Annotated in this window: 21 protein-coding genes; 14 read left to right on the forward strand and 7 right to left on the reverse strand. The window is 66.9% G+C overall.

Translation table 11 applies throughout. The features are described from left to right. Positions 1 to 9: 9 nt before the first annotated feature. The 3 genes from ugpE to ugpB all read right to left on the reverse strand — a co-directional run bounded on the left by ugpE (position 10) and on the right by ugpB (position 3115). Entirely contained in the window at positions 10 to 861 is an 852-nt protein-coding gene (ugpE, locus tag PHA8399_RS03440; protein ID WP_008558167.1) for a sn-glycerol-3-phosphate ABC transporter permease UgpE, read from the reverse strand. Continuing rightward, positions 861 to 1742, reverse strand: a complete 882-nt coding sequence (gene ugpA, locus PHA8399_RS03445; RefSeq protein WP_058284797.1) for a sn-glycerol-3-phosphate ABC transporter permease UgpA — start codon at positions 1740 to 1742, stop codon at positions 861 to 863. Before ugpA ends, ugpE begins: the two co-directional genes overlap by 1 nt. Positions 1743 to 1813: 71 nt before the next feature. Beyond that, a complete protein-coding gene (gene ugpB, locus PHA8399_RS03450) occupies positions 1814 to 3115 on the reverse strand; it encodes a sn-glycerol-3-phosphate ABC transporter substrate-binding protein UgpB (RefSeq protein WP_058284798.1) in 1302 nt (433 codons plus the stop codon). A gap of 137 nt (positions 3116 to 3252) precedes the next feature. On the opposite strand from ugpB, the gene PHA8399_RS03455 reads away from it, so the two are divergent. Next, on the forward strand, positions 3253 to 4170 hold the full coding sequence (locus tag PHA8399_RS03455) for a LysR substrate-binding domain-containing protein (RefSeq protein WP_082649455.1): 918 nt from the start codon (positions 3253 to 3255) through the stop codon (positions 4168 to 4170). A gap of 101 nt (positions 4171 to 4271) precedes the next feature. On the opposite strand, the gene PHA8399_RS03460 is transcribed toward PHA8399_RS03455, so the two are convergent. Beyond that, positions 4272 to 4946 (reverse strand): GntR family transcriptional regulator, encoded by a 675-nt coding sequence (locus PHA8399_RS03460; protein WP_058284800.1) that lies wholly within the window; start codon positions 4944 to 4946, stop codon positions 4272 to 4274. Between the two features lie 107 nt (positions 4947 to 5053). On the opposite strand from PHA8399_RS03460, the gene PHA8399_RS03465 reads away from it, so the two are divergent. The 12 genes from PHA8399_RS03465 (at position 5054) to PHA8399_RS03520 (ending at position 16392) form a co-directional block, all read left to right on the forward strand. After that, positions 5054 to 5656 carry an amino acid synthesis family protein gene (locus PHA8399_RS03465; RefSeq protein WP_058284801.1) on the forward strand — a complete coding sequence of 201 codons (603 nt, stop codon included), beginning with the start codon at positions 5054 to 5056 and terminating at the stop codon, positions 5654 to 5656. Then, positions 5628 to 6440, forward strand: coding sequence for an alpha/beta fold hydrolase (locus tag PHA8399_RS03470; protein ID WP_058284802.1), 813 nt, complete (start codon positions 5628 to 5630; stop codon positions 6438 to 6440). Before PHA8399_RS03465 ends, PHA8399_RS03470 begins: the two co-directional genes overlap by 29 nt. Beyond that, positions 6437 to 7363 (forward strand): flavin reductase, encoded by a 927-nt coding sequence (locus tag PHA8399_RS22870; protein ID WP_058284803.1) that lies wholly within the window; start codon positions 6437 to 6439, stop codon positions 7361 to 7363. The genes PHA8399_RS03470 and PHA8399_RS22870 overlap by 4 nt, the downstream gene beginning before the upstream one ends. Next, on the forward strand, positions 7360 to 8397 hold the full coding sequence (locus PHA8399_RS03480; protein ID WP_058284804.1) for an LLM class flavin-dependent oxidoreductase: 1038 nt from the start codon (positions 7360 to 7362) through the stop codon (positions 8395 to 8397). The genes PHA8399_RS22870 and PHA8399_RS03480 overlap by 4 nt, the downstream gene beginning before the upstream one ends. 11 nt (positions 8398 to 8408) lie before the next feature. Next, complete coding sequence (locus PHA8399_RS03485) at positions 8409 to 9872, forward strand: aldehyde dehydrogenase (protein WP_058284805.1); 1464 nt, start codon at positions 8409 to 8411, stop codon at positions 9870 to 9872. A gap of 190 nt (positions 9873 to 10062) precedes the next feature. Then, positions 10063 to 11337, forward strand: a complete 1275-nt coding sequence (locus PHA8399_RS03490; protein ID WP_058284847.1) for a flavin-containing monooxygenase — start codon at positions 10063 to 10065, stop codon at positions 11335 to 11337. 59 nt (positions 11338 to 11396) lie between these two features. Continuing rightward, positions 11397 to 11813 carry a RidA family protein gene (locus PHA8399_RS03495; RefSeq protein ID WP_058284806.1) on the forward strand — a complete coding sequence of 139 codons (417 nt, stop codon included), beginning with the start codon at positions 11397 to 11399 and terminating at the stop codon, positions 11811 to 11813. 121 nt (positions 11814 to 11934) lie between these two features. Further along, positions 11935 to 12609, forward strand: a complete 675-nt coding sequence (locus tag PHA8399_RS03500; RefSeq protein ID WP_058284807.1) for a DUF1028 domain-containing protein — start codon at positions 11935 to 11937, stop codon at positions 12607 to 12609. A gap of 133 nt (positions 12610 to 12742) precedes the next feature. Beyond that, on the forward strand, positions 12743 to 13681 hold the full coding sequence (locus PHA8399_RS03505; RefSeq protein WP_058284808.1) for a LysR family transcriptional regulator: 939 nt from the start codon (positions 12743 to 12745) through the stop codon (positions 13679 to 13681). Between the two features lie 161 nt (positions 13682 to 13842). Next, on the forward strand, positions 13843 to 14049 hold the full coding sequence (locus tag PHA8399_RS03510; RefSeq protein WP_058284809.1) for a dodecin: 207 nt from the start codon (positions 13843 to 13845) through the stop codon (positions 14047 to 14049). Beyond that, complete coding sequence (argE, locus tag PHA8399_RS03515; protein ID WP_058284810.1) at positions 14042 to 15193, forward strand: acetylornithine deacetylase; 1152 nt, start codon at positions 14042 to 14044, stop codon at positions 15191 to 15193. The genes PHA8399_RS03510 and argE overlap by 8 nt, the downstream gene beginning before the upstream one ends. Before the next feature lie 296 nt (positions 15194 to 15489). Next, positions 15490 to 16392: a complex I NDUFA9 subunit family protein gene (locus PHA8399_RS03520; protein WP_058284811.1), complete on the forward strand. Its 903-nt coding sequence runs from the start codon at positions 15490 to 15492 to the stop codon at positions 16390 to 16392. A 74-nt stretch (positions 16393 to 16466) separates the two neighbouring features. Here the strand turns inward: PHA8399_RS03520 and PHA8399_RS03525 are convergent, their stop codons facing one another. The 3 genes from PHA8399_RS03525 to PHA8399_RS03535 are packed head-to-tail and all read right to left on the reverse strand — an operon-like array spanning position 16467 to position 19981. Beyond that, the gene (locus PHA8399_RS03525) at positions 16467 to 18644 is read right to left on the reverse strand and encodes a xanthine dehydrogenase family protein molybdopterin-binding subunit (RefSeq protein WP_058284812.1); all 2178 of its coding nucleotides are present in this window, start codon (positions 18642 to 18644) and stop codon (positions 16467 to 16469) included. 1 nt (position 18645) lies between these two features. After that, entirely contained in the window at positions 18646 to 19107 is a 462-nt protein-coding gene (locus PHA8399_RS03530; RefSeq protein ID WP_058284813.1) for a (2Fe-2S)-binding protein, read from the reverse strand. Positions 19108 to 19141: 34 nt separating this feature from the next. After that, on the reverse strand, positions 19142 to 19981 hold the full coding sequence (locus PHA8399_RS03535) for an SDR family NAD(P)-dependent oxidoreductase (protein WP_058284814.1): 840 nt from the start codon (positions 19979 to 19981) through the stop codon (positions 19142 to 19144). Between the two features lie 201 nt (positions 19982 to 20182). Between PHA8399_RS03535 and PHA8399_RS03540 the strand changes: the two genes are divergently transcribed. Beyond that, positions 20183 to 21073 (forward strand): AraC family transcriptional regulator, encoded by an 891-nt coding sequence (locus PHA8399_RS03540; RefSeq protein ID WP_058284815.1) that lies wholly within the window; start codon positions 20183 to 20185, stop codon positions 21071 to 21073. Positions 21074 to 21081 lie beyond the last annotated feature (8 nt).

Genomic DNA, 21081 nt, shown 5'->3' on the forward strand with positions numbered 1-21081 from the left:
CGGGGCGCCTTACTTATCGGTTTCCGTCAAGCCCTGCACAAAGAGCTTTTGCATTGCGATGACCACAAACACCGGCGGGATCATCGCCAGCAGGGCCGTGGTCATGATGATGTTCCATTGCGGGCTCTGCTCCGCCGCTTCCAGCATCTGCTTGATCGACATCACGATGGTCGTCATCGAGGTGTCGGTGGTGATCAAAAGCGGCCAGAGGTACTGGTTCCAGCCGAAGATGAACAGGATCACGAACAGCGCCGCGATATTGGTGCGCGACAAGGGCAGCAGGATGTCGAAGAAGAACCGGAGCGGCCCGGCGCCGTCTATGCGGGCGCTTTCCAAGAGCTCATCCGGCACCGTCAGGAACACCTGGCGGAACATGAACGTTGCGGTGGCCGAGGCGATCAGCGGGACCGACAGGCCCCAGTAGCTGTTCAGCATCCCGAGGTTGGCGACCACCTCGAAGGTCGGCAGGATCCGCACCTCGACCGGCAGCATCAGGGTGATGAAGATCATCCAGAAGAAGGTCATGCGGAACGGGAACTTGAAGTAGACGATGGCAAAGGCCGACAGCAGCGAAATCGCGATCTTGCCGGTGGAGATCATCAGCGCCATCGCCAGTGAGTTCAGCAGCATCAGCCAGACCGGCGCGGTCTCGGTCCCGCTGAGGCCGGAGCCGAACAGGGTCTGCTTCATGTTGACCAGGAAGTGATCGCCGGGCCACAGCGGCAGCGGCGCCTGATTCATCCGCAGCTGGTCGTGGGTGGCGGCGACAAAGGTGATCCACACCGGCAGCGCAATCGCCAGAACGCCAAGGATCAGCACCAGATGGGTGAGGAAGGCGGTAAGGGGGCGGTTTTCGACCATCAGTAAGCCACCTTTCTTTCAACAAAGCGGAACTGGACCACGGTCATGGCGATCACCAGCACCATCAGCACCACCGACTGCGCGGCGGAGCCGCCGAGGTCGAGGCCGACAAAGCCGTCGTTGAACACCTTGTAGACCAGGATGGTGGTGGAGGTGCCGGGGCCGCCCTGGGTGACGGCGTGGATGATGCCGAAGGTCTCGAAAAAGGCGTAGACCATGTTGATCACCAAAAGGAAAAACGTGGTGGGCGAGATCAGCGGGAAGATGATGGTCCAGAACCGCCGCGCCGGGCCTGCGCCGTCGATGGCGGCGGCCTCGATCACGGAATTGGGGATCGACTGCATGGCGGCAAGGTAGAACAGGAAGTTATAGGCCACCTGCTTCCACGCCGCGGCCAGGATCACCAGCGCCATCGCCTGGGTGCCATTGAGGTAGTGGTTCCAGGTGATGCCCGCGAATTCCAGGAAATAGGGGAAGATGCCAAGGGTGGGGTTGAACATGAACACCCACAGCGCGCCCGCCAGCACCGGCGCCACCGCATAGGGCCAGATCAGCATGGTGCGGTAAAACATGGCGCCGCGCACCACCCGCTGGGCAAAGCCCGCGAGGATCAGCGCAACGCCCATCGACAGCGCCGCCACCAGGAGCGAGAACACCGCGGTGCGCTGGAAACTGGCCAGATAATGGGGATCGGTGGCGAGAACCTCGAAATTCTCGAACCAGACGAATTCGGTGCCAAGGCCAAAGGCGTCCTCGATCAGAAACGACTGATACATCGCCTGGCTGGCAGGCCAGAGGAAGAACACCAGGGTGATGGCGATTTGCGGCGCCACCAGCAGGTAGGGCAGCGCCGAGGTTGGGAAATGCACCCGTTTGAGCATGAGGAACCCCGATCAGGAAAATGACCCTGCCGCCCGGGGGAGGGCGGCAGGGCCGGATGTGTCAGAGTGATTTACTTCGCGGTGCGCTCGAACTTGCGCAGCAGGTCGTTGCCGCGCTCAACCGCCGCGTCCAGCGCCTCCTGTGCGGTTTTCTCGCCGCCCCACAGTGCTTCCAGCTCCTCGTTGATCACGTCGCGGACCTGCACGAAGTTGCCATAGCGCAGACCGCGGCTGTTGGCGGTGGGCGTGTTCAGGCTCAACTGCTTGATCGCGGTGTCGGTGCCCGGGTTGCTGTCATAGAACCCCTGCTCCTTGGACAGCTCATAGGCGGCGGTGGTGATCGGCACGTACCCGGTCTCCTGATGCCACCAGGCCTGCACCTCGGGCGAGGACAGGTAGGTCAGGAACTTGGCGGTGCCTTTGTATTCCTCTTCCTCGTGGCCGGCCAGCACCCACAGGGTGGCGCCGCCGATGATCGAGTTCTGCGGCGCGTCGGCCACCTTGGTGTCCAGCGGCAGCATGGTCTGGCCGAATTCGAACCCGGCCTGATCCTTGATCGAGCCGTAATAGGCCGAGGAGTTCATCCACATGCCGCATTCGCCGTTGGTGAACAGCGGCAGGCTGTCGCCGCGGCGGCCGCCGTAGACGAACAGGCCGTCCTTGCCCATCGACGCGACATCATCCAGGCGCGCGGCCAGCTTGTCGTTGTTGAAGGTCAGTTCGGTGTCAAAGCCCGCAAAGCCGTTTTCCTGGGTGCCGGTGGGCAGGTTGTGCCAGGCCGAGAAGTTCTCGATCATCACCCAGGACTGCCAGCCGAAGGAGACACCGCATTTCATGCCGTTATCGACCAGCTTCTGCGCGGCGGTTTTCACCTCGTCCCAGGTTTCGGGCACCTCGGCGCCGGCCGCGTCCAGCGCGTCCTTGTTATACCACAGCACCGGGGTGGAGCTGTTGAACGGCATCGACAGCAGCTCGCCCTCGGGGGTCTCGTAGTATGAGACCACGGCGGGCAGGAAGGCGTCGCCGTCAAACGGCTCGCCTGTGTCGTTCATCAGCTGCTCGACCGGGTAGATCGCGCCCTTGGCGGACATCATGGTGGCGGTGCCGACCTCGAAGACCTGCACAAGCTGCGGGTGTTCCTTGGCGCGGAAGGCAGCAATCGCCGCGGTCATCGTCTCGGTGTAGTTGCCCTTGTAAACCGGCACGACCTTGTAATCGTCCTGGGTGGCGTTGAAATCTTCGGCAATCTTGTTGACGCGCTCGCCATTGGTGCCGCCCATGGCGTGCCACCACTGAATTTCGGTTTCTGCAAATGCGGTGCTGCCGGCAACGGCCAGAACGGCCGAGGCGCAGAGCAAGGATTTAACGGACATAATCTTCTCTCCCAGTTTTGTTCTGCAAAAGCTTTTGTCCGGCCAAGGGAATAATTCAAGCAAAAGTTTTTTGACAAAAATCATAACATCATGTTATGCCGCCGCGTGTTCACCCCCAGCCGAAGGCCGCTAATCCCTTGAAATTCAGTCTCAGACAGCTTGAGGCCTTTCAGGCCGTGGCCCGCACGGGCTCTGTCACCCGGGCGGCGGAGACGCTGGGAATCTCGCAGCCAGCCGCCAGCCGGCTGCTTTCGGATTTTTCAAAATCGGTGGCGGTGGAGCTGTTCACCCGCCAGGACGGTGTGCTGATTCCCACCAGCGAGGCACGGTACCTGCTGTCCGAGGTGGGGCGCGTGTTCGACAGCCTGAACCACCTGGAAGAACTCAACCGCGACTTGACCGAGCGCACCGCCGGGCATCTGCGCATCGCCTGCCTGCCGGGCTTTGCCACGGCGCTGCTGCCCAAGCTGCTGGCCCGGTTCCTGGAGCACCGCCCCGGCGTGCGGCTGACGCTGGAACCGGACCGGCCGGAGCGGATCCTGGAGTGGATCATCGGCGAGCAGTATGACTGCGGCATCACCGACGGCTTTGCCGCCCATCCGGCGGTGGAAAACATCGACATCCCGATGCGCACCGTCTGCGTGCTGCCCGAAGGGGATCCGCTGGCAGAACAGGATGTTATCTCGCCCCGCGATCTGCGGGACCGCAAGATCATCCACACCCGGCGCGACAGCCCGTTTTTCCGCAAGCTGCACAAGGCGTTTTCCGAAGACGGGGTGGAGTTGAACAGCTGGATCGAGGTGCGCCAGTTCTCCACCGCCTGCATCATCATCAGCCAGGGGCAGGGCGCCTCGGTGGTGAGCGCCTTGGACGCCGAGCAGTTCCGCGGCCAGGGCATCGCCATCGTGCCGTTTGCGCCGGAGCTGCACCACCGGCTGTCGATCCTGCGGCCGGTGTCGGGCAGCCGCTCGCTGCTGGCGCTGGATTTCCTGGACGCCTTTGTCGACAGCCTGAAACCCTTCCGCGCCGATCCGCCTCAGCCGCCGCGGATCTGAGGCTTAGCTGCCGGGGCAAGCGGCCCGCAGGCTGAAATCCGGCGCGGATTTCAGCCATGAAAAATCGATTTTTCATGGCCGATTTCCTCGCAGGAAATCGGTTACTCCTCTTTCAGCAGGCGCTCGGCAGTGTGTTTCGCGTCACTCAGATGCTGTTCAATGGCGGCCTGCGCGGCCTTGGCATCGCCTGATACGATGGCCGCGCAGATCTCCTGCATATGGGCGGGGCCGGGTTTCTGCCGCTCGGCAGTCGAAAGCGTCACCGCCCGCAGGCGGCTGATGCGGCCGTTCAGACGCTGGGCGATCTCCCAGGCGACCGTGTGGCCGGCGCCGGCAAAGATGATCCGGTAAAACTCCGTCGTGGCGCGCAGCATCGGGCCGGGCACGCCTGCCGCCACCGCCTCTTGCAGCTCCAGCAGCGCGGCCTTCAGCTGCTCCGCCAGCGCTGGCGTGATGTTCTGCGCGCAGGCGGTGGCGGCGGCGGTCTCCAGCATCTGGCGGATGTCGTAGATCTGCCGCGCGTCCTCCCAGCTGAGCTGCGCCACAATCGGGCCCTTGCCGGGCAGGATCTCCACCAGCCCCTCCGCCTCCAGATAGCGGATGGTTTCGCGCACCACGGTGCGGCTGACGCCAAGCTGGTCGCACAGAGGGCGCTCTACCAGCCGCGCGCCGGGGGCAAACTGGCCGGAGATGATCGCCTCGCGCATCCGCTCCTGCACGATATCGCGCAGGGTCTGCGGCGGGTGGTCGATCTTGCTCATAACGGGACTGGTCATGGGACCTCCGATAGCAACAGGGGCAGGGCGGAACAAGGCTGCATTGACATACTGTATGATGGTATACCATATTACGGCAACTGGAATCAGACAGGAAAGACCCGCCCATGCCCGCCGAGATCCGCAAGACGATGCTGCATGTCGAAGAGACCCTGATCGAGGGCGGCAAACCGGCTGAGGTGCCGCTGAAAATGATTGCCGCGGTGGCGGTGATCAAAAACCCCTGGGCGGGGCAGGGGTTTGTCGAGGATCTGCGCCCGGCCATCCACGACTGCGCGCCGGGTCTGGGGGCCAGGCTGACCGCGATGATCCTGGAGGCCGCAGGCGGCGGCGACAAGGTGGAGGGTTACGGCAAATCCGCCATCGTCGGCGTCAACGGCGAGGTCGAACATGCCTCCGCCCTGATCCACACGCTGCGCTTCGGCAACCACTTCCGCGAGGCGGTGGGGGCGAAGTCCTACCTCGCCTTCACCAACACCCGCGGGCCGGCCAATGCGCCCTTGCAGATCCCGCTGATGGACAAGAACGACGGCGGGCGGCGCAGCCATTACCTGACCATCCAGCTGTCGGTGGCCGATGCGCCCGGCCCGGATGAGATCGTGATCGCGCTTGGCGCCTCCATCGGCGGGCGGCCGCATCACCGTATCGGCGACCGCTATCAGGACCTGAAGGAACTGGGCCATGACGCCGACAACCCTGCCGCTGTCTGAGCCTTACGGGCCAGTTTCCTGCCAGCGGGCAGGGCCAGAAAGCGGGCATGGGGCGCCGCTGGTGCTGATCCACGGGGTTGGCATGCAGTCGGCGGCCTGGGGGCCGCAGATTGAGGCGCTATCGGAAACCCATCAGGTGATCGCGCTGGACATGCCCGGCCACGGCGGCAGCGCATCGCTGCCGGAGGGCGCGGAGCTGCCGGACTATGTGGCGTGGCTGCATGAGGTGCTGACGGCGCTGGATCTGGGGCCGGTTTCCCTGGCGGGGCATTCGATGGGCGCGCTGATTGCCGACGGCTATGCGGTCTGTCATCCTGAGAACGTGGCCCGCGTGGCGCTGCTGAACGGGGTGTTCCGCCGTTCAGCCGGGGCACGGGCTGCGGTGGAGGCGCGCGCCGCCGAAATCCGCGCGGGCAGCTTTGATCTGGAAACGCCGCTGGCGCGCTGGTTCGGGGAAAGCGCCGCAGACCAAGCGGCGCGGGCGAAAGTTGCCGGATGGCTGTCGGCTGTGAACCTTGCAGGCTACGCGGCCGCTTACACTGCCTTTGCCCGCGGCGACAGCACCTATGCGGACGGCTTCGGCGGCATCCGCTGCCCGCTCCTGGCGCTGACCGGCGATGGCGACCCGAACTCAACGCCGGAAATGGCTGAGGCGATGGCAAGGGCCGCGCCGCGGGGCAGGGCGGTTGTCATCGAAGGCCACCGGCATATGGTGAACCTGACCGCGCCCCCAGAAGTCAACGCCGCCCTGCGGGACTGGCTGAACGAGGAGGAGCCGTCATGAGCGACCTTGACCCGAGATCCTTACGCAATGCCTTTGGCACCTTCATGACCGGCGTCACGGTGGTGACAGCGCATGATCCGGACGGAAACCCCATCGGCTTCACCGCCAACTCCTTCACCTCTGTCTCGCTGGACCCGCCGCTGGTGCTGGTCTGCATCGCCAATTCCTCCAGCAACTACGCCGCGTTTGAACAGGCCGCAGGCTTTGCCGTCAATGTGCTGGCGGAGGATCAGAAGGATGTCTCCAACACCTTCGCCCGCCCCGTCGAGGACCGCTTTGCTGCCGTGAACTGGCAAAAGGGACCGCAGGGCAGCCCGGTGTTCGCGGGCGTTTCCGCCTGGTTCGACTGTTCCATGCACAACCGGGTCGAGGCGGGCGACCATCTGATCCTGATCGGCCGGGTCGAGGCGTTTGAGACCTCGCCCGCGCCGGGGCTGGGATACGCCCGAGGCGCCTATGTGACGGCGGCGGCGGAGGCGGAGGCGCTGAGCCAGGGGGCCAAGCTCATTGTCTCGGCCTTGATCGAGCATGAGGGCAAGGTGCTGCTTATGGGCAACGGCCAGGGCAAGCTGACGCTGCCGGAAACCCGGGTGGGCAAGGAGGGCGCCTCCGCCGCGCTCGCCCGGCTGATCGCGGAGACCGGCGTCGCGGCGGAGCCGGGGTTCATCTATTCCGTCTTCGAAGACAAGGCGCGCGAACATCAGCACATCTCGTTCCTGTGCCAGTCGGCCGGCGGCACACCGGCCAAGGGTGTTTTCACGGCCCTGACCCAATCCACGCTGATGGACATCGCCGATGCGGCGGTCTGCACCATGCTGGAGCGGTTTGCCAGTGAAAGCCGGATGGGCAATTTCGGAGTGTATTACGGCAATCAGACCAGCGGGCAGGTTCGGCCCGTTGCCACAGGGAGCAAGGGCGCATGAAGTTTTCCCTCTTTGCGCATATGGAGCGGATCTCTGAAGGAGAGGATCAGAAGCAGCTGTATGACGAGTTCATCCAGCTGTGCAAAATCGCCGATGACGGCGGTATGCACGCGGTCTGGACGGGTGAGCATCACGGGATGAATTTCACCATCTCGCCGAACCCGTTCCTGAACCTCATTGACGTGGCGCGCCACACCCGGAACGTGCGGCTGGGGACGGGGACGGTGATTGCGCCGTTCTGGCATCCGATCCGGCTGGCGGGCGAGGCGGCGATGACCGACATCATCACCAATGGCCGCCTGGATCTGGGCATCGCGCGCGGCGCCTATTCGTTCGAATACGAGCGGATGATGCCCGGCATGGACGCCTGGGAGGCGGGCCAGCGGATGCGGGAGCTGATCCCGGCGGTGCAGGGCCTGTGGCAGGGCGATTACGCGCAGGAGGGGGAGTTTCACGCCTTCCCCAAGACGCCCTCTTCGCCCAAGCCGCTGCAGGAAAACGGCCCGCCGGTCTGGGTGGCGGCGCGCGATCCGAACAGCCACGAATTCGCAGTGGCCAATGGCTGCAACGTGCAGGTGACACCGTTGTGGAAAGGCGATGCGGAAATCGCCGACCTGATGGGAAAGTTCAACGACGCCTGCGCCAAGCATAGTGACGTGCCGCGGCCCAGGATCATGCTGTTGCAGCACACCTATGTGGCGGACAGCGCCGCGGACGTGAAACGCGGGGCGGAGGAGCTCAACCGCTTCTACTGTTACTTCGGGGCGTGGTTCATGAACCAGCGGGACGTGTCGCAGGGCCTGATCGACCCGCTTTCAGATGAGGAAATCGCAGCCCATCCGTTCTACTCGCCCGAGGCGATGGAGCGCGATCTGGTGATCGGCGAACCGGCGGCGGTGATCGAGCGGCTGAAGAAATACGAGGCGCTGGGGTATGACGAATATTCGTTCTGGATCGACTCCAGCATGAGCTTCGAGCGCAAGAAAGCCTCGCTTGAGCGGTTCATCGCGCAAGTGATGCCAGCGTTTCAGTAAGGGAGCGGCAGATGCAGACCTTCCAGCAGTATATTGGCGGGGCGTTTGAGGACGCAGGCGAGACCTTTGCCAGCCTCGATCCGGCCACCGGCAAAGCCTGGGCGCGGATGCCAAGCGCATCGGCGGCGGATGTGGACCGGGCGGTTCGGGCCGCAGAGACTGCATTCTTCTCACCCGAGTGGGCGGGCATGAGTGCCACCCAGCGCGGCAAGCTCCTGCTGCGGTTGGCGGATCTGGTGGCGGAAAACGCGCCCCGGCTGGCGGAGCTGGAAACACGCGACACCGGCAAGATCATCCGCGAAACCTCGGCCCAGATCGCCTATGTGGCGGACTACTACCGCTATTACGCAGGCCTTGCCGACAAGATCGAGGGCGCGCATCTGCCGATTGATAAACCCGACATGGAGGTCTGGCTGCGGCGCGAGCCGGTGGGGGTGGTGGCCGCCATCGTGCCGTGGAATTCGCAGCTGTTCCTGTCTGCCGTCAAAATCGGCCCGGCGCTGGCGGCGGGCTGCACGGTGGTCCTGAAGGCGTCGGAGGACGGCCCGGCGCCGATGCTGGAATTTGCTCGGATCTTTGATCAGGCGGGCTTTCCGCCCGGCGTGCTGAACGTGATCACCGGCGGGCCGGAGGCGGGGGCGGCGCTGACCAGCCACGCATCGGTCGCGCATGTGGCCTTCACCGGCGGGCCGGACACCGCGCGCCATATCGTGCGCAATTCGGCGGAAAACCTCGCCTCCACCTCCTTGGAGCTGGGCGGCAAGTCGCCGTTTATCGTGTTTGACGACGCCGATCTGGAAAGCGCGGTCAATGCGCAGGTGTCGGGGATCTTTGCCGCCACCGGGCAAAGCTGCGTAGCCGGATCGCGGCTGGTGATCCAGAGGGGCATCAAGGATGCGTTTCTGAAGCGGCTGAAGGAAAAGGCCGAGGCGGTGGTGATCGGCGCGCCGGATGACATGGCGACTGAAGTGGGGCCGCTTTGTACCCTCAAACAGCGCGGCCATGCGCTGCGGCTGATCGCGGCGTCGGTCGAGGCGGGTGCGAAGCTGATCACTGGCGGCACCGTGCCGGAGGGGGAGGGGTTCTACTTCCCGCCCACGGTGCTGGACTGCTCGGAGGCGCCGGGGGCGCCCTGCCTCAGCACCGAATTTTTTGGCCCCGTCCTGTCTGTTGTGGCGTTCGGGACCGAAGCGGAAGCGGTGGAGATTGCCAACAGCACCGCCTTCGGCCTCGCCTCGGGCGTGTTCACTCAGAACCTGACCCGGGCGCACCGGATGATCCGGGGCATCCGGGCGGGGATTGTCTGGGTCAACACCTACCGCGCGGTCAGCCCGGTTGCGCCCTTTGGCGGCCACGGGCTGTCCGGTCACGGGCGCGAGGGCGGGCTGCAGGCGGCGCTGGATTACACCAGGGTGAAGACGGTCTGGCTGCGCACCAGCGACGATCCTGTCCCCGATCCCTTTGTGATGCGCTGACGGCCGCGCGCTGGGGCGGGCTGTGCCGCGGATGTCCCGCAAGGCCCTGAAAGCAGGGAAAACTCCTTGCTTAGCCTAAAGCGAAGCGGCGGTTCGCCATGCAATTCTTTGCCTTGGCCCGGCGTTGTGGAAATGCTGCCGGGACAGCGCAGCAGGGCAGCAGCCTGCGCAGGATTGCAGGGGGATGGATATGGCGGCAGAAACGGTTGACACGCTGGTGGTTGGCGCAGGCCAGGCGGGCATCGCCATGAGCGAGCATCTGAGCCGTAACGGCGTGCCGCATCTGGTGCTGGAAAAGAACCGCGTCGCCGAGGCCTGGCGGACCGGCCGCTGGGATTCCCTGGTCGCCAACGGACCGGCTTGGCATGACCGCTTTCCCAATCTCGAATTCACCGGCACCGGCCCGGAGGTTTTTGCGGGCAAGGACCGGGTGGCGGAGTATTTCGCCGAATATGCCGCGCGCATCAGCGCGCCGGTCCGCACCGGGGTGGAGGTGCTGAAGGCAGAACGCCTCGACGGCTGCGGCAGGTTCCGGGTGGAAACCTCGGACGGGGTGATCGAGGCGCAGCGCATCGTCGCCGCCACTGGCGCCTTTCAGCATCCGGTGATCCCGCCGCTGGTGCCGGACGGGGCCGGCGTGCATCAGCTGCATTCCTTCCACTACCGCAACCCCGGGCAGCTGCCGGACGGCGCGGTGCTGGTGGTGGGGGCGGGTTCCTCCGGCGCGCAGATCGCCGATGAGCTGAACCGCGCGGGCCGCAAGGTCTATCTGTCGGTGGGGCCGCACGACCGGCCGCCGCGTCGGTACCGCGGCCGCGATTATGTCTGGTGGCTGGGAGTGCTGGGCCTGTGGGACGCGGCAGCGCAGGAGCCGGGCAGGCAGCATGTGACGATCTCCGTCAGCGGCGCCTATGGCGGCCGGACGATGGATTTCCGCCGTCTGGCGGGCGAGGGCGTGACCCTCTTGGGGATGGCCGAAGCCTTTGAGGGCGGGGTGCTGGCTTTTGCGGGCGACCTGCAGCAGAACATCGCCAATGGCGATGCCGATTACCTGAAGATCCTCGACCTCGCCGACGCCTATGCGGCGCGCAACGGCCTTGATCTGCCGGAGGAGCCGCAGGCGCGCGAGCCCTTCCCCGATCCGGAGTGCCTGACCCGCCCGCTGCGCACGCTGGACCTGGAGGCGCAGGGCATCACCACTATTCTTTGGGCGACCGGCTTCCGGCAGGATTTCAGCTGGCTGAAGGCGGATGCGTTCGACGATCAGGGCCGCCCGCAGCACCAGCGCGGGGTGTCGCGCGCGCCGGGCGTCTATTTTCTGGGCCTGCCCTGGCAGTCGCGGCGCGGCTCGACCTTTATCTGGGGTGTCTGGCATGATGCCAGCCATGTGGCGGACCAGATCGCCATCCAGCGCCACTATGAAAGCTACCGCGGCCCTGCCGGGTGCGGCGCGGAGCAGGCCTGAGGGCGGATTGCGCCCCAGCCTCCCCAGCCGCCCGCCCGCCGTCATGACAGGAGAACACCATGGCCCATACCCGCATCCGCAAGTTCAACACCCGGGACACCTACCCGGAACAGAACCTGGACAACGACCTGTGCCAGGCGGTTGTGACCTATGGAGGCAAGACCGTCTATCTGCGCGGCCAGTGCCCGCAGAACCTGGATGATGCGAAGAACATCGGCAGCCACGATCCGGCAGAGCAGACCCATAAGGTGATGCAGAACATCCGGCAGCTGATCGGGGAGGCCGGCGGCTCGATGGAGCATCTGGTGAAGGTCGTGGTCTATATCACCGACGTGCGCCACCGCGAGGCGGTCTACCGCACCATGGGCGAATACATCAAAGGGGTGTATCCGGTGAGCACCGGGCTGGTGGTGCAGGCGCTGGCGCGGCCCGAGTGGCTGGTGGAGATCGACGCCACGGCGGTGATCCCGGACTAATCCGGAAGCGCGAAGGGGGCTGTCTGCCCCCTCTTGAGCCTTCGGCTCAATTCACCCCCGAGGATATTTCCGGCCAGATGAAGAACGGATCATCGCCGGTGGCTGGTGAGGAGTAGGGACAATGACATTTTCGCTTGTGGCGCGCTGTGCGGACAGCGGCATGTTCGGGGTGGCAATCGCGTCGTCGTCGCCAGCGGTGGCGGCGCGCTGTTCCTTTGCCCGGGCGGGCACCGGCGCGGCGGCCAGCCAGAACGTGACCGACCCCAGCCTCGGGCCCTTGGCGCTGGACCTGATGGAGCAGGGTTTGAGCGCGGCTGAGGCCCTGCAGGAAGTGCAGCGGCGCGGCAGCTTCATGGAATACCGGCAGGTGCTGGCGGTAGACCGCGCGGGCGGCACCGCCATTCATTCCGGGGTGAACGCGCTGGGGATCTGGGCGCAGGCAGAGGGCCGGGACGTGGCCTCGGGCGGCAATCTTTTGGCCAACGGCGGGGGGTGCCAGGCGATCGTGGAGAGGTTTCAGGCGGCTGAAGGGCATCTGGGCGGCCGGCTGGTGGCCGCCTTGCGCGCCGGGCTGGCGGCGGGCGGCGAGGCCGGGCCGGTGCATTCCGCGGGGCTGAAGCTGGTCGACAAGGTGAGCTGGCCGGTGGCCGACCTGCGCTGCGACTGGAGCGAGGACTGCCCGGTGGAGGCGGTCGCCGCCGCCTGGGAGATCTACAGGCCGCAGCTGGACGCCTATGTGCAGCGCGCCCTCGACCCGCGGGCGGCCCCGTCCTACGGCGTGCCCGGCGACGAATGACCGTCAGCGGGGGCCGGAGCTGCGCGGGGGCGCGCGGCCCCTGTCCTTGCCCCTGCCGCAGACGTAGACTGCGCTGATAACCGCCCGGATCAAGGATGCGCCCTGATCCGCCAAGCCCCGGGAGAGCCTGCCCTTGCCTGTCAGATACACGCTGCGCCAGCTGGAGTATTTCGCCGCCGTGGGGGAGGCGGGGTCAATCGCGCTGGCCTCGGAGAAGGTGAATGTGTCCTCGCCCTCGATCTCGGCGGCGATTGCGCAGCTGGAACAGGAATTCGGGGTGCCGCTGTTTGTCCGCCGCCACGCGCAGGGGCTAGCGCTGACCCAGGCGGGGCGGGTGATGCTGGCGCAGGCCCGCTGCGTGCTGCGCGAGGCCGCCCGCATGGCCGAAATCGCAGACGGCATCTGCGGCCAGGTGCGCGGGCCGCTGGCGGTCGGCTGCCTGCTGACCTTTGCCCAGGTGGTGCTGCCTGCGGTGCGGCGCAGCTTCGAGGACCGCTATGGCGATGTGACCGTGCGCCAGATCGAGCTGGATCAGGCGGCCATCTTCAGCGGCATCCGGCGGGCGGAGCTGGACATCGCGCTGACCTATGACCTGGATATTCCGGCCGATCTGCGCTTCATCCCGCTGGCGGAGCTGCCGCCCTATGCGCTGGCGGGCGAAGGCCATCCGCTGGCGGATTTGCCGGAGGTCACGGTGGAGGCGCTCTGCGCGCATCCGATGGTGCTGCTGGATCTGCCGTTCAGCGCGGATTATTTCCTGTCGTTCTTCCAGCAGGCCGGGATCACGCTCAACGTGGCGGAGCGCACCCGCGACATGGCGGTGATGCGCAGCCTGGTGGCCAATGGCTATGGCTATTCGATTGCCAATATCCGCCCGGTCAACGACCGGTCGCCGGATGGCAAACCGCTGAGGTTCATCCCGCTGAAGGGGGATCTGCGCCCGATGCGGATGGGGCTGCTGATGGCGCCGGATGCGGAGCAGTCGAGCACCATCCGCGCCTTTGCCGCCCACTGCGCGGAGCGGGTGACGGACGGCGCGCTGCCGGGTCTGGCCGCGCCGCCGCCGCGATAGGCCGCAGCTCGGGGGGGCATCCCCGGGGCCTTTGAGGCGGAATGGCTGGACGCAGGCAGCAAATCCGTCACACTGGCTGGCGCTGAACGGGCCGGTACCGGCGGCGCGCCGCAGGTGCCGCGCGCCATTGCCGGGCTGGCCGCAGAGTGAGGAGAAACGTGATGAGTGACGCAATTTACAAGACGGTTGACGTGGTGGGCAGCTCCGCCAGCAGCATCGAGGATGCGGTGAGCGGCGCGATTGCCCGGGCCGCCAAGACCATCGACCACATCAGCTGGTTCGAGGTCGGCGAGATCCGCGGCCATGTCGAGGACGGCAAGGTCGCCCACTATCAGGTCGCGCTGAAGATCGGGTTCCGGCTTGACTGACCTTGCCGGGACGCTGGAGATCCTGGAGCGGCTGACCGCCTTTGACACGGTCAGCCGCAACTCCAACCTGGACCTGGCCGCCTATGCGGAGGGTGTTCTGACGGGGCACGGCTTTCGGGTGACGCGCCTGCCGTCGCCCTGCGGGCGCAAGACCGGGCTCTATGCCGAAACCGGCCCGGCGGGGGCGGGGGTTCTGCTGTCGGCGCATACCGATGTGGTGCCGGCGGACGGGCAGGCGTGGAGCCGCGACCCCTTCCGCCTGACCCGTGAGGGCGCGCGCGTCTATGGCCGCGGCACCACCGACATGAAGGGCTATGCGGCAAGCGTGCTGGCGCTGGCCGGGCGGGCGGCGGCGGCTGATCTGAAGGCGCCGCTGAAGATTGTGCTGTCCTATGACGAGGAGGTTGGCTGCGTTGGCATTCAGCAGATGCTTGACCGGCTGGCGCCGCTGGCGGGCCGCCCGCGCGCCTGTTTCGTGGGCGAGCCGACGCAGATGCAGGTGGCCACAGGCCACAAGGGCAAGACCGCGTTGCGGGCCGTCTGCCGCGGCCGGAGCGGCCATTCGGCGCTGGCGCCGCAATTCACCAACGCCTTGCATCTGGCGGCGGACTTCCTGGCGGAACTGCGCGCGCTGCAGGCGGACTTCGCCGCCCATGGCGCGCGGGATGCGGCCTATGACGTGCCTTACACCACGGTTCATGCCGGGACGCTCTCTGGCGGCAGTGCGCTCAACATCGTGCCGGACCGGGCTGAGCTGGCGTTTGAATACCGCCATCTGCCCGCCGACCGGCCCGAGGACATAATGGCCCGCATCCGGGCGGCGGCGGACCGGGTCTCTGCCCGTTATCCGGCGCCGGAGGCCTGCATCGAGGTGGCGCTGGACAGCGCCTATCCCGGCCTCGGCACGCCAGCGGACAGCCCGGTTGCGGTCTATGCCCGCACCCTGGCCCGCAGCCGCGGCTGCACCAAGGTGGCGTTTGGCACCGAGGCCGGGGTCTTTGACCGGCTGGGCATTCCAACCGTGGTCTGCGGCCCGGGGTCGATGGCGGGGCAGGGGCACCAGCCGGACGAGTATCTGGAGCTGAGCCAGCTGGCCGCCTGCGATGCGATGATGGACCGGATCCTGGAGGATCTGACGGTCTGAGGCCGGTGCCCGGGCAGCCCGCCCTGACCGCGCGGCAGCCCGGTGGGGTGCCTAAAATTTTACCGGAGTTGTCAGCTGACAATTTGCCGCCGCCTGCCGCGCCGCACGCGGGCTGGCGATGGCGCTGGGGCGGCGCACTTGCTGCCGCCGGTGGCGCGGGCGGGCGGCCGCGCTATGTGGTAGCGCTGCGATGGAATGGTCCGCCGGGCGTTTGCTGCCGGGCGGGCAGGCCTGGGGCGGACCCGGGCCGGGACAGGCCTGCGCCGCTGACGCAGGCTTACGCGGGGCAATGCGCCATGAAGACCAGCGAGCGGAATGTGATTGTGCTTGGCGGCACCGGGTTTCTGGGCCAGCGGGTGGTGCGCCGGCTGCAGGACCGCGGCTGCCCGGTCAGCGCCGGAACACGGTTTCCGGAGGCCGCGGCCTCTTACCCCGGCAGCTGGGACCGCGGGGTCCGGCTGCTGCGCGCCGATCTGGCGGACCCGGACACCCTGGCCCGGGCGCTGGAGGGCGCCACAGCCGCGGTTAACTGCATCGGCTTTTACGCCGAGACCCGCCAGCAGAGCTTTCAGGACGTTCATGCAGAGGGCGCCCGCCGGATCGCCCGGCTGGCGCGGGACGGCGGGGTGCAGCGGCTGGTCCATATCTCCGGGATCGGCGCCAGCCTGCAATCGCCCTCGGCCTATGTGCGCGCCCGGGCCGAGGGCGAGGCCGCCGTGCGCAGCGTCTTTCCGGGCGCCGTCATCCTGCGGCCCAGCGTGATGTTCAGCCGCAGCGGCGCCTTTTTCGGCGACCTGCAGAAGATCGTCGCCCGCCTGCCGGTGATCCCGCTGTTCGGCAACGGGCGCACGCGGCTGCAGCCGGTCTGGGCGGGCGATGTGGCAGAGGCCGTCTGCCGCCTGCTGGATGGTGCGCGGGCGCCGCGCAAGGTGTTTGAGCTGGGCGGGCCGGATGTGTTCACCTACCGGGAAATCCTGCGGCGGCTGGCGGTGCGGACGGGACGCCGCCGCCTGCTGCTGCCGGTGCCCTTTGCGCTGTGGCGGGCGGGTGCTGTGCCGCTGTCGCTGCTGCCGCAGCCGCCGGTGACGCGGGCGCAGATCGCGCTGATGGAGCAGGACAACACCGTGGGCGAGGGAATGGCGGGATTTGCCGATCTCGGCATCACCCCGCAGTCCGCCATCGCCATGGGTCTTATCTGATGCAATTGGCGGTCAAGCATCTGTAATAAAAAGAAATTTCCCGCGCCGGATACGGTGCCCGGCGCGGGGCAGGCTCAGGCGAAGCTGACGCCGTTCAGGGCCATCGGCAGCTCTGTCACCCGCGGGCCGTCCGCCGCGATGGCATTGGCCAGCGCCGGGGCCGCGGGCGGGGTGCCGGGTTCGCCAACCCCCGTGGGCATCTCGGCAGAGGGCACGATATGCACCTCGATGGCGCCGATGTCGCCGATCCGCAGCGGCTCGTAATCCGGGAAGTTGGACTGGTCCACCACGCCTTCGGTCAGGGTGATCTGGTTGCGCATCGCATGGCCCAGGCCATAGCCGATGCCGCCCTCCATCTGCGCCTTGACCACATCCGGGTTGACGGCGATTCCGCAATCCACCGCGCAGGTGACTTTCTCGATCTTCACCCCGTCCCCGGCGCTGCCGGAGATCTCCACCAGCTCGGCCACGTAACTGCCAAAGCTCTTGTGGACGGCGATGCCCTGGCTGCGGCCCTCCGGCGCGCTGCCCCAGCCGCCCTTTTCGGCGGCCAGTTTCAGCACCCCTGCCAGGCGCTGCTGATCGGCGCCGCCGCCCTCCAGCAGGGCGAGGCGGAACTCCACCGGATCGCGGCCTGCGGCGCGGGCGGCCTCGTCCATCATCACCTCCATCACATAGGCGGTGTGGGTGTGCCCGACCGAGCGCCACCACAGCACGGAGGTCGCCTTTGCCACGTCGGTGAGCCCGGTGAACTGCCCCGGGATCCGGTAGGGGGTGTCGGCCACGCCCTCGACCGAGCTGTGATCGACGCCGCCGTGCACCATCATGCTCTCGAACGCGGTGCCCTTCAGGATCGACTGCGCGGCGATGCGGTGGTCCCAGCCGGCGATATTGCCCTCTGCGTCCAGACCAACCCGCACCCGGTGAGCCACCGCGGGGCGGTAGTAGCCGCCGGTGATGTCATCCTCGCGCGACCAGACCAGTTTCACAGGCCGCGTGCGGTCGGTCAGGGCAAAGGCCAGCGCCGCCTCCACCTGGTAATCCGCCGTGGGCGTGGCGCGGCGGCCGAATGAGCCGCCGGCAAACATCGTGTTGATGCGCACCTTGTCCATCGGCAGCTGGAAGATCTGCGCCAGTGCCATATGCGGCCCGCTGGGGAACTGGCAGCCGTCGTGCAGGGTGACGCCGCCGTCCGCGTCGGCCTCGATGGTGCAGGTGAGCGGCTCCATCGGCGCGTGCGCCAGCAGCGGGAAGTAGAAGGTCTGCTCCACCACCTGCGCCGCGCCCGCGATCTGCTCCGTTGTGGCGGCGTGGTCTGCGCCGGTCACATTGAATTCCGGCTCCGCATTCACCGCGGCCAGCAGCTCCTCGCGGATCTGGTCCGAGCTGCGGTGTTCGGCGTTTGAGACATCCCAGTCCACGGTGATCGCCTCGCGGGCCTGGAACGCGGCCCAGGTGTTCTCGGCATAGACTGCGACGCCCGCCTGGTTGGGCAGGACGGCGGCGCGGATGTAGCCTTTGACCGCCTTGGCGCCGGTATCGTCAAATCCGCTGGCCAGCCCGCCCATGCGCGGGCTGCGGAGGATCACGGCAACCATCTGACCCGGCAGATGCAGGTCCATCGCAAACTTCGCGGTGCCGTTGGTCTTGGGCAGGGAGTCCTTGCGCTTCACCTGCGGGTTGCCGATCAGCCGGAATGCGCTGGGGTCCTTCAGCCGCGGCTCTGCCGGGGCCTCCATCCGGGCGGCGGCGGCAACGAATTCCGCAATCGGCGCCGACTGGCCTGCGCCGGTGATGATGCCGTCTTCAAGGCTCAGCCCGGCGGCGTCCGCGCCCCAGGCTTCGGCGGCGGCCTTGATCAGCATTTCGCGCGCGGCGGCCCCGGCCTGGCGGTACTGCATGAAGGAATTGGCCATCGCGGTGGAGCCGCCGGTGCCCTGCATCTGCCCGAACGCCAGGTTGGCATAGCGCGCGGCATCGGAGGGCGCGAATTCGTAACGAATGTCCTCCATCGAGACACCCAGCTCCTCGGCGATCAGGGTGGTGAGGCCGGTGGCCGGGCCCTGGCCCTTCTCGAAATGCTTGACGATGGCGGTGACGGTGCCGTCGGCGCTGATCTTCACAAACGGGTTCAACTGCGCAGGCGCGGCGCCGGCCGCCAGCGCGCCGTTCGGGCGGACGCCGACATAGAGGACCGCGGCAGCGGCGGCGGCGGAGGCGAGGAAGCCGCGGCGGGAGGGGTCGAGGGTCATATCAGGCCTCCATCATTTCGGATGCGCGCTGGATCGCGGCGCGGATGCGCTGGTAGGTGGCGCAGCGGCAGGCGTTGCCGTCCATGTAATCGTCGATCTCCTCCACCGTCGGCCTGGCGTTTTCGCTCAGCAGGCCCACGGCGGACATGATCTGGCCCGACTGGCAGTAGCCGCATTGCACCACGTCCAGCTCCACCCAGGCGTCCTGCACGGCCTTGGACACCTTGGAGTCCAGCCCTTCGATGGTGGTGATCTCGGCGCCTTCGGCGTCCTCGACATAGGTCTGGCAGGAGCGCACGGGTGCGCCGTCCAGATGCACGGTGCAAGCGCCGCAGGCGGCCACGCCGCAGCCGAACTTGGTGCCGGTCAGCTTCAGCTCATCCCGGATCACCCACAACAGCGGGGTGCCGGGTTCGGCCTCCACCTGATGCGTCTGGCCGTTGAGATTCAATGAAATTGCCATGGCTGAGGGGTCTCCCTTGGCTGTAATTTACGGGTCAGGATTTTTCGAATGCGGCGAAGGCATCGGCGTAATCAGGATGCCAGCGCGACAGGGCCGGGCGGTTTTCGAGGATGTCGCCCAGGGCCCAGGCGACCCGGCGCTGGTCGCGCGCGGGGGTCACGTCGTTGTCGGGGCAGAGGATATAGAAATCGCCCGCTGCCATGCGGGTCAGCAGATGGTCCACCGTCTGCTCTGAGGTCCAGGCGGCGGCGGGTTTTTCCGGCATGAAGCTGGCGATCATGGCGGTATAGGTGAAGCCGGGCACAAACAGATGCGCGCTGATTGGCGCCCCGGCCTGGCGCAGGTTATGGGCCAGCATCTCTGTCAGCACCTTCACCCCCGCCTTGGAGACATTGTATCCCGGATTGCCCGGCGGTGTGGTGATGCCCTGTTTGGAGCCGGTGTTGACCACCGCCGCAGGCCGCGCGGCGGCGATCATCCGCGGCAGAAAGGCCTGCACGCCGTTCAGCACGCCAAACAGGTTCACCTCGATCATCGCGCGCCAGGCGTCCGGGTTTTCCCAGCTGCCGGAGGGGCGGGCGATGCCTGCGTTGTTCATCAGCACCGCCACGTCGCCCGCGTCAAAGGCGGCATCGGCCAGGCCCGCGAGGTCTTCGGGCTTGCTGACGTCGGTTGGAACCGCCAGCACCGGCGCATTCGCCGCAGCCAGGCTGCGCAAGCGCTCTGCCGCCTGGTCCAGTCCTTCGCCCGGCAGGTCGGCCAGCACCACCCCCAGCCCGGCCTGGGCAAAGCGTTCGGCGGCCGCAAATCCAACCCCGCTGGCACCGCCTGTCACCACCGCCAGGCCGCCTGCTGCAACTGCGTCTGTGTACATGAAATATCCTCCCGCAAGTGTTGTGCTGCCAGGGCTTGCCGCCGCCCCGGCTGTATTGGGTGCAGAAAAAGGTAGGGCGTGCGGGGCGGATTGCCGTGCCTGATCCTCCGGATGATCTGCCTGATCCTCCGGACCGCCGGGATTTGCGGTTCTGTCGCGGCTGCCCCGCGCCTATAGTCAGCCGCAACAGGAGGTGCGCTGATGGTGCCGCAGGATCTGATCGAAGAAGTTGCCGCCTTTGTCCGCGCCAAGGGCACGCCGGAGGACGGCTGCGAGACCGGGGTGGGCGGGCTGTTCGCCTTTTGCCGCGAGACCCCGACCGAATTTCAGGCGATGGTTTATGAACCCGTCATGTGTCTGGTGCTGCAGGGCGCCAAGGAGGCGCATCTGGAAGACCGGGTGATCCGCTATGGCGCGGGCATGTCGCTGATTGTCAGCCATGCGCTGCCGGTGACGGCGGGGGTGATCGATGCCGCGCCGGACAAGCCCTATGTCTCGCTGGTGCTGCGGCTGGATCTGGCCACCGCGCGCAGCCTGTATGATGAGGCCGGCGCGGCAGCGGGGCAGCAGCGGGGCACCCATTCGATGAGCGTGGCGGACAGCGATGCGGCGCTGACCGATGCGATGGCGCGGCTGTTCCGGCTGTCGCAGGACCCGGCGGAGGTGCAGGCGCTGGCGCCGCTGGTGCTGCGGGAGATCCATTTCCGGCTGCTGCGCGCCCAGCACGGCGGGATGCTGCGGCAGCTGCTGCTGCACGAAAGCCCGGCGAGCCGGATTTCCAAGGCGATTGCGCTGATCCGCGCGGGGTACAAGGCGCCGATCGCCGTGGCGGAGCTGGCCGCCGCAGCAGGGATGAGCCAGTCGACCTTTCACGAGCATTTCAAAACGCTCACCTCCACCACGCCGCTGCAGTACCAGAAGGAGCTGCGGCTGCTGGAGGCGCGGCGCTTGCTGATGAGCGGGGGGCGGTCGGTGGCCTCGGCGGCCTATGACGTGGGCTATGAAAGCCCGACCCAGTTCAGCCGCGAATATGCCCGCAAGTTCGGCATCCCGCCGCGGGACGAAAAACCGGTCCCGGCGGCGGCGTCCTAGGCGGGGCT

It is taken from the genome of Leisingera aquaemixtae, assembly GCF_001458395.1.
Lineage (GTDB): Bacteria > Pseudomonadota > Alphaproteobacteria > Rhodobacterales > Rhodobacteraceae > Leisingera > Leisingera aquaemixtae.

Bases quoted from the DNA above. Each gene is read 5' to 3' on its own strand.
- ugpE (WP_008558167.1), bottom strand. From the start codon at position 861: ATGGTCGAAAACCGCCCCCTTACCGCCTTCCTCACCCATCTGGTGCTG.
- ugpA (WP_058284797.1), bottom strand. From the start codon at position 1,742: ATGCTCAAACGGGTGCATTTCCCAACCTCGGCGCTGCCCTACCTGCTG.
- ugpB (WP_058284798.1), bottom strand. From the start codon at position 3,115: ATGTCCGTTAAATCCTTGCTCTGCGCCTCGGCCGTTCTGGCCGTTGCC.
- PHA8399_RS03460 (WP_058284800.1), bottom strand. From the start codon at position 4,946: ATGACCAGTCCCGTTATGAGCAAGATCGACCACCCGCCGCAGACCCTG.
- PHA8399_RS03465 (WP_058284801.1), top strand. From the start codon at position 5,054: ATGCCCGCCGAGATCCGCAAGACGATGCTGCATGTCGAAGAGACCCTG.
- PHA8399_RS03470 (WP_058284802.1), top strand. From the start codon at position 5,628: ATGACGCCGACAACCCTGCCGCTGTCTGAGCCTTACGGGCCAGTTTCC.
- PHA8399_RS22870 (WP_058284803.1), top strand. From the start codon at position 6,437: ATGAGCGACCTTGACCCGAGATCCTTACGCAATGCCTTTGGCACCTTC.
- PHA8399_RS03480 (WP_058284804.1), top strand. From the start codon at position 7,360: ATGAAGTTTTCCCTCTTTGCGCATATGGAGCGGATCTCTGAAGGAGAG.
- PHA8399_RS03485 (WP_058284805.1), top strand. From the start codon at position 8,409: ATGCAGACCTTCCAGCAGTATATTGGCGGGGCGTTTGAGGACGCAGGC.
- PHA8399_RS03490 (WP_058284847.1), top strand. From the start codon at position 10,063: ATGGCGGCAGAAACGGTTGACACGCTGGTGGTTGGCGCAGGCCAGGCG.
- PHA8399_RS03495 (WP_058284806.1), top strand. From the start codon at position 11,397: ATGGCCCATACCCGCATCCGCAAGTTCAACACCCGGGACACCTACCCG.
- PHA8399_RS03500 (WP_058284807.1), top strand. From the start codon at position 11,935: ATGACATTTTCGCTTGTGGCGCGCTGTGCGGACAGCGGCATGTTCGGG.
- PHA8399_RS03510 (WP_058284809.1), top strand. From the start codon at position 13,843: ATGAGTGACGCAATTTACAAGACGGTTGACGTGGTGGGCAGCTCCGCC.
- PHA8399_RS03520 (WP_058284811.1), top strand. From the start codon at position 15,490: ATGAAGACCAGCGAGCGGAATGTGATTGTGCTTGGCGGCACCGGGTTT.
- PHA8399_RS03525 (WP_058284812.1), bottom strand. From the start codon at position 18,644: ATGACCCTCGACCCCTCCCGCCGCGGCTTCCTCGCCTCCGCCGCCGCC.
- PHA8399_RS03530 (WP_058284813.1), bottom strand. From the start codon at position 19,107: ATGGCAATTTCATTGAATCTCAACGGCCAGACGCATCAGGTGGAGGCC.
- PHA8399_RS03535 (WP_058284814.1), bottom strand. From the start codon at position 19,981: ATGTACACAGACGCAGTTGCAGCAGGCGGCCTGGCGGTGGTGACAGGC.
- PHA8399_RS03540 (WP_058284815.1), top strand. From the start codon at position 20,183: ATGGTGCCGCAGGATCTGATCGAAGAAGTTGCCGCCTTTGTCCGCGCC.